Origin of the sequence: Glycomyces amatae (assembly GCF_020991375.1) — a bacterium.
In the GTDB taxonomy this organism is placed as follows: domain Bacteria; phylum Actinomycetota; class Actinomycetes; order Mycobacteriales; family Micromonosporaceae; genus Glycomyces; species Glycomyces amatae.
In genome coordinates, this window is record NZ_JAJLQZ010000005.1 from 151,589 (window position 1) to 165,403 (window position 13,815).

General features: G+C 71.7%; 14 protein-coding genes and 1 tRNA gene. 8 read left to right on the top strand and 7 right to left on the bottom strand.

Features of this window, described 5'->3' with window-relative positions; genetic code table 11:
• From LO763_RS09945 to LO763_RS09970, 6 genes are all read left to right on the top strand, one after another.
• Positions 1-948 (top strand): dihydrodipicolinate synthase family protein, encoded by a 948-nt coding sequence (locus LO763_RS09945; protein ID WP_230601821.1) that lies wholly within the window; start codon positions 1-3, stop codon positions 946-948.
• A 54-nt stretch (positions 949-1,002) separates the two neighbouring features.
• Entirely contained in the window at positions 1,003-2,004 is a 1,002-nt protein-coding gene (locus LO763_RS09950; protein WP_230601822.1) for a proline racemase family protein, read from the top strand.
• Positions 2,005-2,164: 160 nt separating this feature from the next.
• Positions 2,165-3,655, top strand: coding sequence for an aldehyde dehydrogenase (NADP(+)) (locus LO763_RS09955; RefSeq protein WP_230601823.1), 1,491 nt, complete (start codon positions 2,165-2,167; stop codon positions 3,653-3,655).
• A gap of 201 nt (positions 3,656-3,856) precedes the next feature.
• The gene (locus LO763_RS09960) at positions 3,857-4,486 is read left to right on the top strand and encodes an acyl-CoA-like ligand-binding transcription factor (protein WP_230601824.1); all 630 of its coding nucleotides are present in this window, start codon (positions 3,857-3,859) and stop codon (positions 4,484-4,486) included.
• The gene (locus LO763_RS09965) at positions 4,483-5,670 is read left to right on the top strand and encodes an FAD-dependent monooxygenase (protein ID WP_230601825.1); all 1,188 of its coding nucleotides are present in this window, start codon (positions 4,483-4,485) and stop codon (positions 5,668-5,670) included. The genes LO763_RS09960 and LO763_RS09965 overlap by 4 nt, the downstream gene beginning before the upstream one ends.
• A gap of 89 nt (positions 5,671-5,759) precedes the next feature.
• Positions 5,760-6,515 carry a hypothetical protein gene (locus LO763_RS09970; RefSeq protein WP_230601826.1) on the top strand — a complete coding sequence of 252 codons (756 nt, stop codon included), beginning with the start codon at positions 5,760-5,762 and terminating at the stop codon, positions 6,513-6,515.
• 42 nt (positions 6,516-6,557) lie between these two features.
• Here LO763_RS09970 and LO763_RS09975 read toward each other — a convergent pair whose 3' ends face one another.
• Entirely contained in the window at positions 6,558-6,995 is a 438-nt protein-coding gene (locus LO763_RS09975) for a MarR family winged helix-turn-helix transcriptional regulator (RefSeq protein ID WP_230601827.1), read from the bottom strand.
• A gap of 112 nt (positions 6,996-7,107) precedes the next feature.
• Here LO763_RS09975 and LO763_RS09980 point away from each other — a divergent pair, with 112 nt between their 5' ends.
• Together LO763_RS09980 and LO763_RS09985 are read left to right on the top strand one after the other, a co-directional pair.
• Positions 7,108-7,818, top strand: a complete 711-nt coding sequence (locus LO763_RS09980) for an alpha/beta fold hydrolase (RefSeq protein ID WP_230601828.1) — start codon at positions 7,108-7,110, stop codon at positions 7,816-7,818.
• A 121-nt stretch (positions 7,819-7,939) separates the two neighbouring features.
• A tRNA-Pro gene (locus tag LO763_RS09985) sits at positions 7,940-8,013 on the top strand.
• 349 nt (positions 8,014-8,362) lie between these two features.
• Here LO763_RS09985 and LO763_RS09990 read toward each other — a convergent pair.
• The 6 genes from LO763_RS09990 to LO763_RS10015 all read right to left on the bottom strand — a co-directional run bounded on the left by LO763_RS09990 (position 8,363) and on the right by LO763_RS10015 (position 13,536).
• Positions 8,363-8,956, bottom strand: a complete 594-nt coding sequence (locus LO763_RS09990; RefSeq protein WP_230601829.1) for a hypothetical protein — start codon at positions 8,954-8,956, stop codon at positions 8,363-8,365.
• Positions 8,957-8,986: 30 nt separating this feature from the next.
• Entirely contained in the window at positions 8,987-9,412 is a 426-nt protein-coding gene (locus tag LO763_RS09995) for a type II CBASS E2 protein (RefSeq protein ID WP_230601830.1), read from the bottom strand.
• Positions 9,412-10,428: a hypothetical protein gene (locus tag LO763_RS10000; protein WP_230601831.1), complete on the bottom strand. Its 1,017-nt coding sequence runs from the start codon at positions 10,426-10,428 to the stop codon at positions 9,412-9,414. Before LO763_RS10000 ends, LO763_RS09995 begins: the two co-directional genes overlap by 1 nt.
• A gap of 86 nt (positions 10,429-10,514) precedes the next feature.
• Positions 10,515-11,525 carry an ImmA/IrrE family metallo-endopeptidase gene (locus LO763_RS10005; RefSeq protein ID WP_230601832.1) on the bottom strand — a complete coding sequence of 337 codons (1,011 nt, stop codon included), beginning with the start codon at positions 11,523-11,525 and terminating at the stop codon, positions 10,515-10,517.
• A 53-nt stretch (positions 11,526-11,578) separates the two neighbouring features.
• Positions 11,579-12,547, bottom strand: a complete 969-nt coding sequence (locus LO763_RS10010) for a hypothetical protein (protein ID WP_230601833.1) — start codon at positions 12,545-12,547, stop codon at positions 11,579-11,581.
• Between the two features lie 5 nt (positions 12,548-12,552).
• Positions 12,553-13,536, bottom strand: a complete 984-nt coding sequence (locus LO763_RS10015) for a hypothetical protein (protein WP_230601834.1) — start codon at positions 13,534-13,536, stop codon at positions 12,553-12,555.
• Positions 13,537-13,815 lie beyond the last annotated feature (279 nt).

Genomic DNA, 13,815 nt, shown 5'->3' on the forward strand with positions numbered 1-13,815 from the left:
ATGAGTGACAACAAGTTCGACCAGAGTCGTTTCGACCAGAGCCGTTTCGACCTCGGCGGCGTCGTCGTCGCGACCACCCTGGCGTTCAAGGAGGACCCGAAGGCGCCGGGCGGGCTCGCGGTCGACTACGACAGGTTCGCCGAGCACTGCGACTTCCTCATCGCCAACGGCTGCCGCGGCGTCGGCCCCAACGGCTCGCTCGGCGAGTACTCCTCCCTCACCGACGAGGAGCGCCGCAAGGTCATCCAGGTCGCCGTCGAGACCGTCGGCGACCGCGGCCTCGTCGTCGCCGGCATCCACGGCGTCGGCTGGCACCAGGCCGTCAAGTGGGCCGAGTACGCCAAGGAGGACGGCGCCGACGGCGTCCTGCTGCTGCCGCCCACGATCTACCGCGCCAACCGCGGCGAGGTGCTCGAGCACTACGCCAAGGTCAACGAGGTCGGCCTGCCGATCATGATGTACAACAACCCGATCGACACCAAGGTCGACCTCGACCCCGACCTCGTCGCCGAGCTCTACGAGCTCGAGAACGTGGTCGCGATCAAGGAGTTCTCCACCGACGTCCGCCGCGTCCTGGAGATCAAGGAGCGGTGCGGCATCGACGTCATCGCCGGGGCCGACGACCTCCTGTTCGAGTCGCTCGTCATGGGCGCCACCGGCTGGTTCGCCGGGTACCCGAACGCCTTCCCGCGCGAGGCCGTCGAGATCTACGACCTGGTGCAGGCCGGGAAGATCGAGCAGGCCCGCGAGCTGTACGCCGGCCTGGTCCCGGTCTTCCGCTGGGACACCAAGACCGAGTTCGTGCAGGCCATCAAACTCTCCATGGACGTCGCCGGCAACAGCTACGGTGGACCGACCCGCCCGCCGCGCGGGCCGCTCTCGCCCGAGCACCACGAGCAGGTCGTCCGCGACACCCGCCGCGCGCTCGACTTCGCCGCCGCCCGCTGAAGCACCGGTCGGGGGCGCCGACCGGCGCCCCCGACCGCCTCCGATAGGACGAACATGAGAACGACACGGCTCATCAGCGCGGTGGACTCGCACACCGAGGGCATGCCCACCCGGGTGGTCACCGGCGGCGTCGGCACCATCCCCGGCGCGACCATGAACGAGCGGCGCCTCCACGTCATCGAGCACATGGACGACCTGCGGCGGTTCCTGATGAACGAACCGCGCGGCCACGCCGCGATGAGCGGCGCCCTCCTCCAGCCGCCCACGCGCCCCGACTGCGACTGGGGCGTGGTCTACATCGAGGTGTCCGGCTGCCTGCCGATGTGCGGGCACGGCACCATCGGGGTCGCCACGGTCCTGGTCGAGACCGGCATGGTCCCCGTGACCGAGCCGGTCACCGAGATCCGGCTCGACACGCCCGCCGGGCCCGTCACCGCCCGCGTCGCGGTCGAGGACGGGCGCGCCGCCTCGGTCACCATCGAGAACGTCCCCAGCTACGTCCACGCCCTCGACACCGGCGTCGAGGTGCCCGGCCTCGGCACCGTCCCGTACTCGATGGCCTTCGGCGGCAACTTCTACGCCATGGTCGACCTCGACGACGTCGGCCTCCCGTTCGACCGCTCGCACCAGCAGGAGATCGTCGCCGCGGGACTGGCGATCATGGACGCGATCAACGCGACCGCGCCGCCCGTCCACCCCGAGATCGCCGGACTCGACCACTGCCACCACGTCGAGTTCATCGCGCCCGGCTCGGACGCGCGGCACTCGCGACACGCCATGGCCATCCACCCCGGCTGGTTCGACCGCTCGCCCTGCGGCACCGGCACCTCCGCCCGCATGGCCGAGCTGTGGGCCCGCGGCGAACTGCCCCTCGGCGTCGACTTCGTCAACGAGTCGTTCATCGGCACCCGCTTCATCGGGCGCCTCACCGCCGAGACCACCGTCGCGGGCCGCCCCGCGGTGGTCCCCCAGATCACCGGCCGCGCCTGGATCACCGGCACGGCCCAGTACACGCTCGACCCCACCGACCCGTTCCCGGCGGGATTCCAGTTCTAGGAGGCCCCCGCCGGCCGGTGCCCGGCCCGCCGGCCCACTCGCCGCGTCGCCGGGCCCGCGAATACGACACCGGTATTTACAGGCCCTTCCGCCTTGCGACCGAACCAGCCGACTCGGACACCGCCTCGCCGGGAATCCGTGAACACCTAGGAGCAGAGCCATGACCGATCAGACGCCGACCGACCGACTCGACGCGATCGCGCGCGCCGCCCGCGACGCGGCGCACGCGATCGCGGCAGGCACCCCGGCCTCGCGCGCCGCCGCGCTCAACGCCGCCGCCGACGCGCTCACCGCGAACGCCGACGAACTGGTGGCGCTCGCGGCGGACGAGACCGGCCTCCAGGACGCGCGGCTGCGCGGCGAACTGCGCCGCACCGTCGTCCAGCTGCGGCTCTTCGCCGACACCGTCGTCGACGGGGCCTACCTCGACGCCAGGATCGACCGCCCCGACCCCGAGTTCGCGCTCGGCCCGCGGCCCGACCTGCGCCGCGTCAACGAACCGGTCGGGCCGGTCCTGAACTTCGCCGCGGGCAACTTCCCGTTCGCGTTCTCCGTCGCGGGCGGCGACACCGCGGCCGCCCTCGCCGCGGGCAACCCCGTCATCGTGAAGGCCCACCCGGGCCACCCGCGCCTGTCCGAGCGCACGGCGGCCGTCGTCGCCGCCGCCCTCGAAGGCGCCGGGATGCCTCCGGGCACCTTGCAGCTCGTCACCGGCCAGGAGGCCGGGACGGCGATGCTCCGGCACCCGCTCGTCAAGGCCGCGGCGTTCACCGGCTCGACCCGGGCCGGGCGGCTGCTCGCCGACATCGCCGCCGCGCGCCCGGCGCCGATCCCGTTCTACGGCGAACTCGGCAGCGTCAACCCCGTCTTCGTCACCGCCGCCGCGGTCGCCGAGCGCGGCTCCGAGATCGCGGCCGGGCTCGTCATGAGCGTCGGCGGCTCCGCCGGGCAGCTGTGCACGAAACCCGGGCTCGTGTTCCTCCCCGAAGGCCACGGCCTGGGCGACGCCGTCGCCGCCGCGTCCGCGGCGGTCGCCGAGCACCGGATGCTCGACCCGCGCATCGCCGACGGCTACCTGGAGCGGCGCGCGGCGGTCCTGGGCGCCAAGGGCGTCGACGTCGTCGCCGCCGGGGCGACGCGCACCGGCGAGGACGGGCAGACCTGGGTCACGCCCACGATCGCCGCCGTCGCGCTCGACGACCTCCGCGCCGCCGACGGGCTCCTCGAGGAGTGCTTCGGCCCGCTCGCGATCCTCGTGGAGGTCCCCGAGGGCACCGACTACGCCGACCTGCTGGGGGAGCTGTTCGAAGGCAACCTCACCGTCACCGTGCACCGCGCCGGGGGCGACGACGTCGCCCGCCTGGTGCGGGCGGCGGCGCGGCAGGCGGGCCGGGTCCTGTTCGACGGCTGGCCCACCGGTGTCGCGGTGACGCCCGCGATGCAGCACGGCGGGCCGTGGCCCGCGACGACCTCGGGCGGCACGAGCGTGGGCACGGCGGCCATCGGGCGCTTCGTGCAGGCGGTCGCCTACCAGAACGCGCCCGCGGAGCTCCTGCCGCCGCCGCTGCGCGACGACAACCCGTGGGGCGTCCCGCAGCGCATCGCCCCGGCGGGCGAGTCCGCCGGCTGGGGCACGGCGCACCGGGACTGAGCCGCGGGCTCCGGCACCACCGCGCCGAGCGGTTCCCGCCGGTGAGCCCTGACACCGACTTACGAGCGGCCATCGCCACGCGATGGCCGCTCGTGCCGTCCCCGCGACCGGCCCGAACAGGCGCTCCGCGCATCCCCCGGAGCCCTCGTCCCAATAAGGCAGCCACTGTCAAAAGGCAGTAGCTGCCTGTATGCTGTCCCCATGGACTCCACCGACGACGCGCCCGCGAGCGCAGCGCCCGGCCTCCAGGCCCGCAAGAAGCTCGCCGCGATGCACCGCATCCAGGAGGCCGCCCTCGACCTGTTCGAGGAGCGCGGCTTCGACGACGTCGCCATCGAGGAGGTCGCGGCCGCCGCCGAGGTCTCCCCGCGGACCGTCTACCGCTACTTCGGCTCCAAGGAGACGCTCGTCATCTGGGACGAGGAGGACGAGCCCGCGGTGAGCCCCCTCGCCCCGCAGTTCGCCGCCGAGGACCCCGTCGGGGCGCTCCGCGAGGCCATGCGCGCGGGCTTCGCGGCCCTGGGGCCCGCCGACCTCCGGCTCATGCGGCGGCGCGTCGCCCTCGTCTACCGCCACCCGGGGATCGAGGCCGCGCTCATCCTCCACGCGTACGAGAAGTCCCGCCGGATCGCGGCCGCCGTCGCGCCCGACGCCGACCGCGCCCTCGAGGTCCAGGTCTTCGCCCACGCCTGCGTGGGCGCCGTCCTGGGCGCCATGCGGCACTGGTGCCTCTCCGAGTTCGCCAGGCCCCCTTACGAGTTCGTGGACCGGGCCCTGACCCTCCTCGAACACGGCTTCACCGCACCCGACCGAAAGCGAGCGCACCCGTGACCGCCGTACGGAACGTCCTCATCTCCGGGGCGGGCATCGCCGGGCCCGCCCTGGCCCACTGGCTCCAGCGCCACGGCATCCGCGCCACCCTCGTCGAGAAGGCCCCCGAGGCGCGGACCGGCGGCTACGCCGTCGACCTGCGCGGCGCGGCCGTCGACGTGGCCGAGCGGATGGGCCTCCTCGACCGCGTCCGCGCCGCCGCGACCGGCATCACCCGCGCCTCGGTCGTCGACGCCCGCGGCAGGACCCGCGCGGGCTTCCCCACCGGCCTCGCCGCGGGCGAGGGCCGGTCCCTCGAGATCCTCCGCGGCGACCTCGTGGGCCTGCTCCACGACGCCGCCGACGCGGCCGAGTACCGCTACGGCGACGCCGTCGCCGCGCTCGACCAGTCCTCCGGTGACGCCGTGCTCGCCTCCTTCCAAGGCGCCGAAGCGGAGCCGTACGACCTCGTCGTCGGCGCCGACGGCCTGCACTCGAACGTCCGGGCGCTGGCGTTCGGCCCCGAGCGCCCCTACCGGCGCTTCCTCGGCGGCTACGTCAGCATCGCCACCGTCGGCGACCACCTCGGCCTCAGCGGCGAGGTGCGGCTGTTCAACACCCCCGGCCGGCTCGTGGGCCTGTACCGGACCCCTCGCGCCGAAGGCGCCAAGGCGCTGCTCCTGCACCGCACACCGCACGAGACCGACGTCGACCGCCGCACCCCCGCCGAGCAGCGCGAGCACCTGCGCGCGGTGTTCGCGGGCGCGGGCTGGGAGACCGACCGAATCCTGTCCATGATGGAGGATTCGCCGGACTTCTACTTCGACTCGGTCACCCAGATCGCCATGGACGGCTGGTCGCGGGGGCGCGTCGTGCTCCTCGGGGACGCGGCGCACTGCCCGTCCCCGATGTCCGGGCAGGGCACGAGCCTGGCCCTCGTCGGCGCGTACGTGCTCGCCCAGGAGCTCGCGCGCCGCACCGACGCCGCGACCGCGCTCGCCGCCTACGAGCGGCGCATGCGACCCTATGCGGCCGCCAACCAGGCGATCGCCGACGACGGTCTGGCATTCCTCGCGCCGCGCACCGGGTTCGGCATCGGGGCCCGCAACGCGCTGCTCCGTTCCGCGCCGCTGCTGAAGCTCCTCGGGCGACTCGACAGGAAGGTCCCCCGGGCCGTCGAGGCGATCGAGCTCGACACGCCCTGACGGGGGCTGGACCTCGCCGCACCGCCCTGCTAAATTAGGTCAGCCTAAGTTCGATGAGCAGAGGCTAAGACGGCGATCGGAGAACTGCCATGCGCCCATCCGCGGCCGAGGTCGCCCGCACACTGGCCCGCGGCCGCCTGGGAGGGGTCCTGCGGTTCGCCGACGGCGCCCCCGTGACCGGGTTCCACCACGCCACCGACCGCATCGGGCGGCCGCTCCTGCTCGCCGCCCCCGGCGACGGGCTCGCCGCGCGCCTGCGCGCGAGCGGGCCCGCCGAGGTCCGCCTGACCGTGGACGACGTGCCGCCGCACCGCGGCGCCCCGAGCCTGGGCCGCGTCCGGCTCTCCGGCATCCTGCTGCCGGTGCCCCGGTCCGCGACCCGACCGGCCGTGCTCGAGTACGCGCGGTCCCGGCCGATCCCCGAACTCTTCGACGTCGGCGATCGGATCACGATGCACCGCATCGAGATCGACCGCGTCTCCTTCAGCCGCTCCGGTGCGGCCGAGGCGATCGACCCCGCCGAGTACGCGGCCGCGGAGCCCGACCCGCTCCACGAGTGCGAGCGCGACCTGCTCGACGACCTGGCCCGCCACCACATGGCGCAGCTCGGGCACCACCTCCGGCACCTCCTGGACGCCAAGGGGACCGCCTACGACGGGACGCCGCGCGTGCGGCGGCTGGACCGGTACGGACTCGTGGTCGACCTGGGCGACGCCCCCGCCGGCCCGGGCCGACGGTGGCTGCGGCTGGAGTTCGCGCGCCCCGTGAGCGGCCGGCACGACCTCGCGCATTTGATGCACCCCATCCTGTTCCACTGCCACCACTCGTCCGACGGCTGCGCTTGACGGCGTTCAAACCGATCGGCGCCGCCGAGGGCACCGGCAGCCTCAGCCGGCGTCGCGGAGCGCCTCGGCGAGCAGTTCCAGATCGCGTCGGGTCGCCCCCCAATCGGCCCCGCCGGTCGACGCGGCGACGCGCCCGACCCATTCGGCGTGGGCCCGCTCGATCTCGCGCAGGCGGCGCAGTCCGGACGGGGTGGCCTTGAGCAGCTTCGCGCGCTTGTGGAGCGGGTTCTCCTCGTAGCGGGCCAGGCCGTCGCGGACGAGGTCGTCGGCGATCCGCTGGACGCCTTGGCGCTGCATGCCCAGCCGCCGGGCCGTCTCGGCGACGCTCATGCCGTCGCCGAGGGTCTGCAACACCATGCGGCGCGAGTGCGTCTGGCCCGCGCTCGAAGCGAGGCCCTCGCCCGCCTGCCGCAGCAGCCTGTTCACCTTCGCGATCGCGTGGATCACCTCGTCGAGCTCGCCTGGATCATTTGACATCATGTTGTCATTCTTCTAGCCTGGCAGATATGACAACATGTTACCAATTTTCGGCGCCCGAAGGGCTCGCCGCCGACCTGTCCGATCTCATCGAACGCGTGCAAGGAGACCACTGATGACCGGCACCCCCGTGATCCTCGTCGGCGGCGGCGGGCTCGGCCCCTGGGCGTGGGAGCGGGTCGCACCGCTCCTGCGCGAACGCGGGTTCGCGGTCCACACCCCGACCCTCAGTGCGACCGGCGACGACCCGACGCCCGCGACCGAGGTGACCCTGCGGACGTGGATCGACGACCTCGCCGGCTACATCGCACGCCACCGGCTCACCGGGGCGGCGCTGGTCGCCCACTCGTTCGCCGGATACCCCGCCGCCGGCCTGCTCGCCCGCGACGCCCCCGGAGCGGCTACGGCGATCTTCGTCGACGCACCTCTCCCGGCCCCGGGACGAAGCTGGTTCGACGCCGCCGGACCCCAGACGCAGGCGTTCATGGAAGGCCTCGCCATCGACGGCGCGATCCCGTGGTTCACCAGGGAGCAGCTGGACCAGGCCTACCCAGGGCACGGCATCGGCGACGACGACGAGGCGTGGATGCGCCCGCGCCTGACCGCCCAGCCGATCGGCACCTGCACCGAACCCGCGATCCGGCACCCGCTCGCACTCGACGCGTTCCGCCCGGTGTACGTGCGCTGTACCCGGTCGCCCGTCCCACCCGCGGACATCGACGCGGACACGCCCGGCTGGACCTGGCGCGAACTCGACGCCGGGCACTGGCCCATGGTCACCGCCCCGAGCGCCCTCGCCCGCCTCATCGCCGACGTCCTCGACTAAATTTGCGCTGGTCAGGCCAGTGCCCAGCTCCTATGAGAGACGCGGGGCGGCGCGAATACCTGGCGGCGTTTTGAGGCGGTAGTGCTGTACCCTGGCTAAGGCCGCTTTCGGGCGGCCGACTCGGGACGTGGCGCAGCTTGGTAGCGCACTCGCTTTGGGAGCGAGGGGTCGCAGGTTCAAATCCTGTCGTCCCGACGCAGAACCGGTGGTCAGGGGAGCTTTCTTCAACCGGAGAGCTTCCCCGACCAGCTCCCGCTGGTCTCTCGCTGGTCTAGATGAACCAGGATCCCCCGGCACGCTTGCTGACGGAAGCCTTGACAGCGGTGACCTCTGACACGTTGATGCCCTCCGCTCCGCAATGGTCGGGGTTGGTGCGGGGCCAGGCGGTCCCGCAACGCTGCGGCACGGGCTGTCGGCAGAGCGATGATGCGCAGGAATCCGCCGCGGTTTCATGCGCGGAAGCAGCATGCTCCACACGGGCCGCTCCGTTCGCTGCTCGGCCGGACCGCGACCGCCTTGCACCCGCAGGGAGCGCTGGGCGATGTCATCGCGGTCCAAGGCATTCCGAGTCTGCCGGACCGCGGTCCGCTTCTGCTCCGGCTGCGAGTCCCCGGCGTCGGCGAAGAACTTCGGCCAGCCGCACGGGCCACGGATTGAACTTCCGCAGATGCGCGTGCGCGGCAACGGAAAAGGCGGCCTCGTACTCAGCGAGGTCAGCTAGGTCCACGGTCGCGGCGGGGATGTTCATCTCGCTGTCCTCGGAGATCGGCCGGGCCGTCCACGCTTCCCTCATAGCGGAGCCCGCCGTCCTCCGCGCCGCAGAGACCAGGTCGCCGTAAGCTTCGCCGACCGACAGGGACTCGAACCGGGTCCAGACCAGGTAGTAGTTCAGCCGCTGCTGCGTCTCCCGGACCTTCTCGGAGATGCGGACGCGCTCCTCACCGGGGCTCTCCGCGTTCCGGCGCCGGATCGCATAGGGGTACTCCCGGTACTCGGCGTAGGCCGCGAACGCCTCAGCGAAGACGGTGCGCACCCGGTCGCGCTCGTCGGTGCGGCTCTTCCGCCAGGCGAGACCGATGTTGACCGTGCCGGTGAGGAACGCGACTATCACCGCACTGGTGAGGATTCCAGCGATCATTCTTGCTGCCCGGGTGAGGAGTAGGAGCCGTCAGTGCAGCGCTTCTGCCCCGGGCCACTCGCCGGTTCTGCGGTGGTGCTCCTCCTTGATGAGGTGGGCGGCGACGTGCCCTAGGAGGGCAGTCGGGCCGTCGGGGCGGTGCCAGCGCGCTTCAGGTGGATCATAAGGGAACCAGATGCACAGGCTCCCGTCCCGGTACCGGTGCGGGGAGTCGGCGGGGCCGTCGACGAACACCTTCGGCTCCTCGGGCTGCCAGCGGGGAAAGACGATGTCCACGGTCCGCTGGCCGACGCCGACCGGTTCGATCCTGGTCTGGACCGCGAACCCGCCGCGAAACTCGCGGCGGGGCGCGGCGATCCGAGCTCCCGGCCAGTCCAGTCTGAGGACCTGAAGGAACCGGATGCGGTTCGCGGGCCTCTTGAACCAGTGCGGGTGGCGCCAAGCGGGCCTCCCCACTAGCAGGTGCCCCCGAAGGACCTGGTCGGGGGCACCAGGACCGCCGGTCCGGCGACTCCGAGCGCCGAAGCGGGGACCGCCGAGCGGCCTGCCAGGAGCTGGACCGCAGCGGCGAGCTGTTTCGACTTCGGGTCGTCCACGTACTTCGGGAAGGCGCGCGCGAGCGCGGCGGCGACCTCCTGCTCATCGCCCTCGGCGAGGAGCGCCTCGCCGAGGGCGTCGGCGGCCTTCTGGAGGCGCCGCTGGACCCGGTCGGCGGGCAGGAGGAGCCTGAGGTTGGCCGAGACGCCGGCGGGGTCCGGTGTGGCCTGGTGCGCCTTGAGTCGCTGGGCGGACTTGGCGAACAGGGCGCGCAGGCCCTCGGGGACCCCCATGCCGGGCTCGACGAACTCGTAGGCCCAGACCGAGAGCATGAACGAGGACACGCCGGGCTCCGAGAACTGCTTGTTCCAGGTCTTGGCGAGCCTGATGGCCTTCCGGCGGATCGACCGGTGCGAGGGCGACCCGGAGTTCAGCAGGTCCACGTGCTTCTCTGGGTCGGAGGGCTCCCAGGTGTTCTTCGCGAGGTTGGGGATCCAGAGCCCGCTGCCTTCGCGGCGGGTCAGCGCGAGGACCATGTCGACGGTGGGGTCCTGGCCGTTGACCGGGCATCCGAAGTGGATCTTGGGTCCCCGCTTGGAGGTCCCGACCCGAGCCTCGGGGTACACCTCGCGAACGAGCGGTCCGAGGTGCTTGCACAGGTCGCGGACGGTCTCCTGAGGGTGCTCGCCCCCGCCTTCGGGACCGAGCTGCAGAAAGCGCCTGCGGTCGAGGACCACTCCGCCGTCGCCGTCGGTCACGGGGTGGTTCATCGTGTGCGCGGCAAGGGAGCCGCTAGCGTACGTGCGCCGGGCGCCGTCGAATCCGAGCGCGGTCCCGCGCACCAGAGCCAGGCGCGTCCTCACCTCCGTCAGGGGCTCGTCTTCCGCGTCGATCTGCTTGCGGACCGCCGCGAGCACGTCAGCTGTCATTCCCATCAGGTTCTCCTCCTCCGGGGCTGCGCCGGGACCTTCCCGCCGTCATAGGAGCTAACGGGACAGACTGCAGACCGTCCGCAGCAGCCTCACGAGCAGCAGTCGTCGCACACCTCCGGGTCGGACTTGAACTGCGCCGGGTGCTTCAGCAGGAAGCACGCTGAGCAGAGCCGCTCGGTTGCGCGGGTGCACTCGCAGTGCCCTTCGGGGCAGCGCGGCTCCAGGCAGCGAGGGCACCGGTCTGCGGCCGCGAAGCCGGTCTCGCAGACGCCGCAGTCGGCCCACCGCTCTCCGGCGGATCCCCGGGCCCGGCCTTCCCGCGGCGGGGCGAAGGCGCGCCAGTGCGCGTCGTACTCGACCATCACGACGAGAAGCAGGCCGCCGCACCAGGCCGCCTGCCCGTAGAGCTCGGCCGAAGTGCGGCCCGTCGAGTACTCGATCAGCGCGTCGTCCCGCCGGATCACCCCTCGGGCTCCCGGCTGCGCCAGCGCCGCTCCGATGAGCGGGTTCGACCGCTGGTCGGAGCCCCTCCTCGGCGGATAGAGATTCCCGTGGGCGGCGGCGAAGCTGACGGTTCCCGACGCCTCGATGACGGCAGCGACGCCGGGCGCTTTGAGTTCGGCGGCCAGCCGCACGCAGATCGCCGCCCGGGAAGCCGAGGTGCGGTGGAAGAGCTCCAGCGCCGCTTCGACTGTCGGTCCGTGCGCGGCGACCAAGTCCGACACCAGCGGGGCGGGGAGGAGGATCTCCGCAGCGAAAGCGTCGCAAGCGGCGTCCTCGAACTCCTTGCTCCGCTCATGGCTGAGCGCGGCCTCGCCTAGTTCGGGGTCGCTCTGCTGGAGGTGGTGCCCCAGTTCGTGCAGGAGCGTGAAGTGCTGGCGCCGAGACGACAGAGATTCGGCGACGACTGCCGTCGCCGGTCTGGTCTTGCCGTCGTAGGAGCCGCTGACCGAGCAGTCGCCCCGGGCCGCTCCTCCGGCGTCAATGAGTTCCGGCATGCGGACGACCCGGATATCGGTCCTGTTCGCGAGTTCCGCGAACGGCTCCTTGGCCAGCCGGGCCGCGGCACCCGGAGACGCCTGCTCCAGATGCCTGAGCATTGCCTGAGCCTGAGCCGGGACACCGTCGAAGACCACCGGCACCCTTCGACCACCTACCGTCCCAGAGGCTCATCGCCGAGCCTGGCGTGGGCGATCGCCCTGAGCCTGAGGCGCCAGACGGACGAGCTGCTCCCCTTCTGCCGAGCTGCCAGCACGTACGCGTCCTGGCCGAGGCGCTGCCGGGCGGCGCTCTCGTCGACCCCCGCGGAGGCGGACTCGGCTTCGACGAGTCGGCGCCACCGAGGCTGCTCCAGTTCGGTGAGCAGCGCCCGGGGCAGTCCTGGCACAGACGGCTGGAGGCCGTCCTCCGGGATTCCGGTGCCTTCTGCAAGCTGCTTGAGCTGCACCGAGGTGAGAGGACGCTCGCGCCGGACGATCTCCATAGCGCCCGGCTGGGCGATGCCCAATATCGCCATCACGTCCGCGAGTCGCACAGGCAGCCTCGAATCCACCCGCTCTGCCGGCTCCGCTGGACCGGGGCCGATCGGTTCCAAACTCGACGCCCACTGCTCGAAGAGGTCTTCAAGCTCAGCCTTCACCATGGCGTTCGGGGAGCGCGGGTCGTGATCAGGCTCGCCGGGCCTGACGCCCAGTCCGGAGTGGATCTTAGGCATCTGCTGAGGAGTCTGTGCGAGGAGGTCGGCGATCGGCTCCGGGAGACGCCCGAGCGGCTGGTCGAGGACGCGCACCGGAACCGACTGCGCGAGGCCTGTCCAGACCACGGTCGCCAATCCCAAAGGAGACGAGTCGGGAGTCAGGACCACGGTTTCCACGGCTTCCACACCAGGCTCGACCGTGAGCGGTGCCGCCATCGCGGTGCGGCTGTCGGCGCCCACGCCGAGGACCACCAGCAGTGCACTGGCTTCCTCCTGCCGTCCGACCCATATCTGCCCTGACGCGACGTCGAACTCCGGTGAGTCGATGTCCTCCAGTGCCGGAGCAGCCCTTCGTACCGCTGCGGGTGCCGTTGTGCGCCGGGCTAGTTCGGCCAGCCGCTGCCGTGCGTTCGGGAAATCAGTCATCGGACCTACCTCTCAACCGAAGTTGACGGGACAGACGCCGGTCCATCCGCTCTGCTTGCGGACACGTCGGCCCCCTCCAGGCACCTTTGCACGACGATCTCGAGAATCTCATGAGCCGCAGGTTCGCTCCCCGCCAGCTCCTTGAGTTTGACGATGAGCCGATCGAGGCGGTTGTAGGTCGCGGAGCGCTTCTTGCCGAGGATCTTCGACGCGGCGGTCCAGTCGTCGATCACCGGCACGAGCGCGCGCTCGACTTCTGTCAGCGCGGCGAGGACCCGGTCGGCGGCCCCTCGGGCCTCTGCGGTGTCGACAGCGGCAATGACCTGGGTTTCAGGAGCGGGTGCTGCCGACGCCTGCGGCGCGAGCTCGTCCAGCGACGACAGCACCGGGGCGGTCTGGTAGGGGAGGCGGACTGCGACGATCGTCGCCAGCGCCTCCTCGGACAGGCTGCCGGCCGCTGCCTTGAACACAGCGGAGAGCAGGTTCTCGAGCTCGCCCTGCCTGCCGAGCCGCACCTGCTGGGCGTCGGCCTTGCGCGGGGCGGCGAAGGAGACGTGGCACTGCCAGGCTGCGTCGATCAGGTCGGCCGGATCGGCGCCCGAGGCTTCCGAAGGACCTTCGGCCAGTCGCCAGAACGACGTGCCGCGGACCTTCTCAAACCGCTGGTCGCGGTCGAGGCGCTTCCGGAGCACTTCTCGGAGCCGACCTCTGGCCCCCTGCCTGGCCTTGTCGATCATCCAGCGGCGCAACCAGGTGCGGAACATCCTTCCGACCGCGTCGTCGTCCTGCGCCTGGAGGATCGCAGCGGCGAGCAGGGCTTCGCCGGACTTGGCGAAGAAGTCGAGGGCGTAGTCCTCATGCGTTTTCGAGTGGTCGTGCCGAAGCTCAGGGATGCGGCGGAGTTCGCTTTCCGCCAGTCTGCACAGCAGCTCGAGCGCCAAAGGGCCGAACTGCTCCAGCTCGCGGAGTTCCTTGAGGACCTCATTCATATGCTCGCCTGCTTCTGGACGGGAATCGGAGTGGCAACGAGAGATGGACGGGGACGGCTTGCATAGGAAAGGGCGCAAGGCGCGCTTAAAGGACTGGGCAATACTCGCAGGCCGCCCGTGAAATGCAAGTGCTCATGGGAAAAAGCGCCCGATCGAGCGATATCGAAACGGGAACAAGACCGCAAAGCGACCGCGAACGCGGCCGACCGAAAGCCGCACCGATCGCTACTCCGGCCTCGCCGATTGAGAGATGCTCCTTTATGCTTGTGAATCGCTCTC

What these genes read in the sequence shown, in the direction of transcription:
- LO763_RS09970 (WP_230601826.1), top strand. Translation starts at nt 5,760, where the DNA reads ATGCGCCCATCCGCGGCCGAGGTCGCCCGCACACTGGCCCGCGGCCGC.
- LO763_RS09990 (WP_230601829.1), bottom strand. Translation starts at nt 8,956, where the DNA reads ATGATCGCTGGAATCCTCACCAGTGCGGTGATAGTCGCGTTCCTCACC.
- LO763_RS09945 (WP_230601821.1), top strand. Translation starts at nt 1, where the DNA reads ATGAGTGACAACAAGTTCGACCAGAGTCGTTTCGACCAGAGCCGTTTC.
- LO763_RS10015 (WP_230601834.1), bottom strand. Translation starts at nt 13,536, where the DNA reads ATGAATGAGGTCCTCAAGGAACTCCGCGAGCTGGAGCAGTTCGGCCCT.
- LO763_RS10010 (WP_230601833.1), bottom strand. Translation starts at nt 12,547, where the DNA reads ATGACTGATTTCCCGAACGCACGGCAGCGGCTGGCCGAACTAGCCCGG.
- LO763_RS09955 (WP_230601823.1), top strand. Translation starts at nt 2,165, where the DNA reads ATGACCGATCAGACGCCGACCGACCGACTCGACGCGATCGCGCGCGCC.
- LO763_RS09960 (WP_230601824.1), top strand. Translation starts at nt 3,857, where the DNA reads ATGGACTCCACCGACGACGCGCCCGCGAGCGCAGCGCCCGGCCTCCAG.
- LO763_RS09980 (WP_230601828.1), top strand. Translation starts at nt 7,108, where the DNA reads ATGACCGGCACCCCCGTGATCCTCGTCGGCGGCGGCGGGCTCGGCCCC.
- LO763_RS09975 (WP_230601827.1), bottom strand. Translation starts at nt 6,995, where the DNA reads ATGATGTCAAATGATCCAGGCGAGCTCGACGAGGTGATCCACGCGATC.
- LO763_RS10000 (WP_230601831.1), bottom strand. Translation starts at nt 10,428, where the DNA reads ATGGGAATGACAGCTGACGTGCTCGCGGCGGTCCGCAAGCAGATCGAC.
- LO763_RS10005 (WP_230601832.1), bottom strand. Translation starts at nt 11,525, where the DNA reads ATGCTCAGGCATCTGGAGCAGGCGTCTCCGGGTGCCGCGGCCCGGCTG.
- LO763_RS09950 (WP_230601822.1), top strand. Translation starts at nt 1,003, where the DNA reads ATGAGAACGACACGGCTCATCAGCGCGGTGGACTCGCACACCGAGGGC.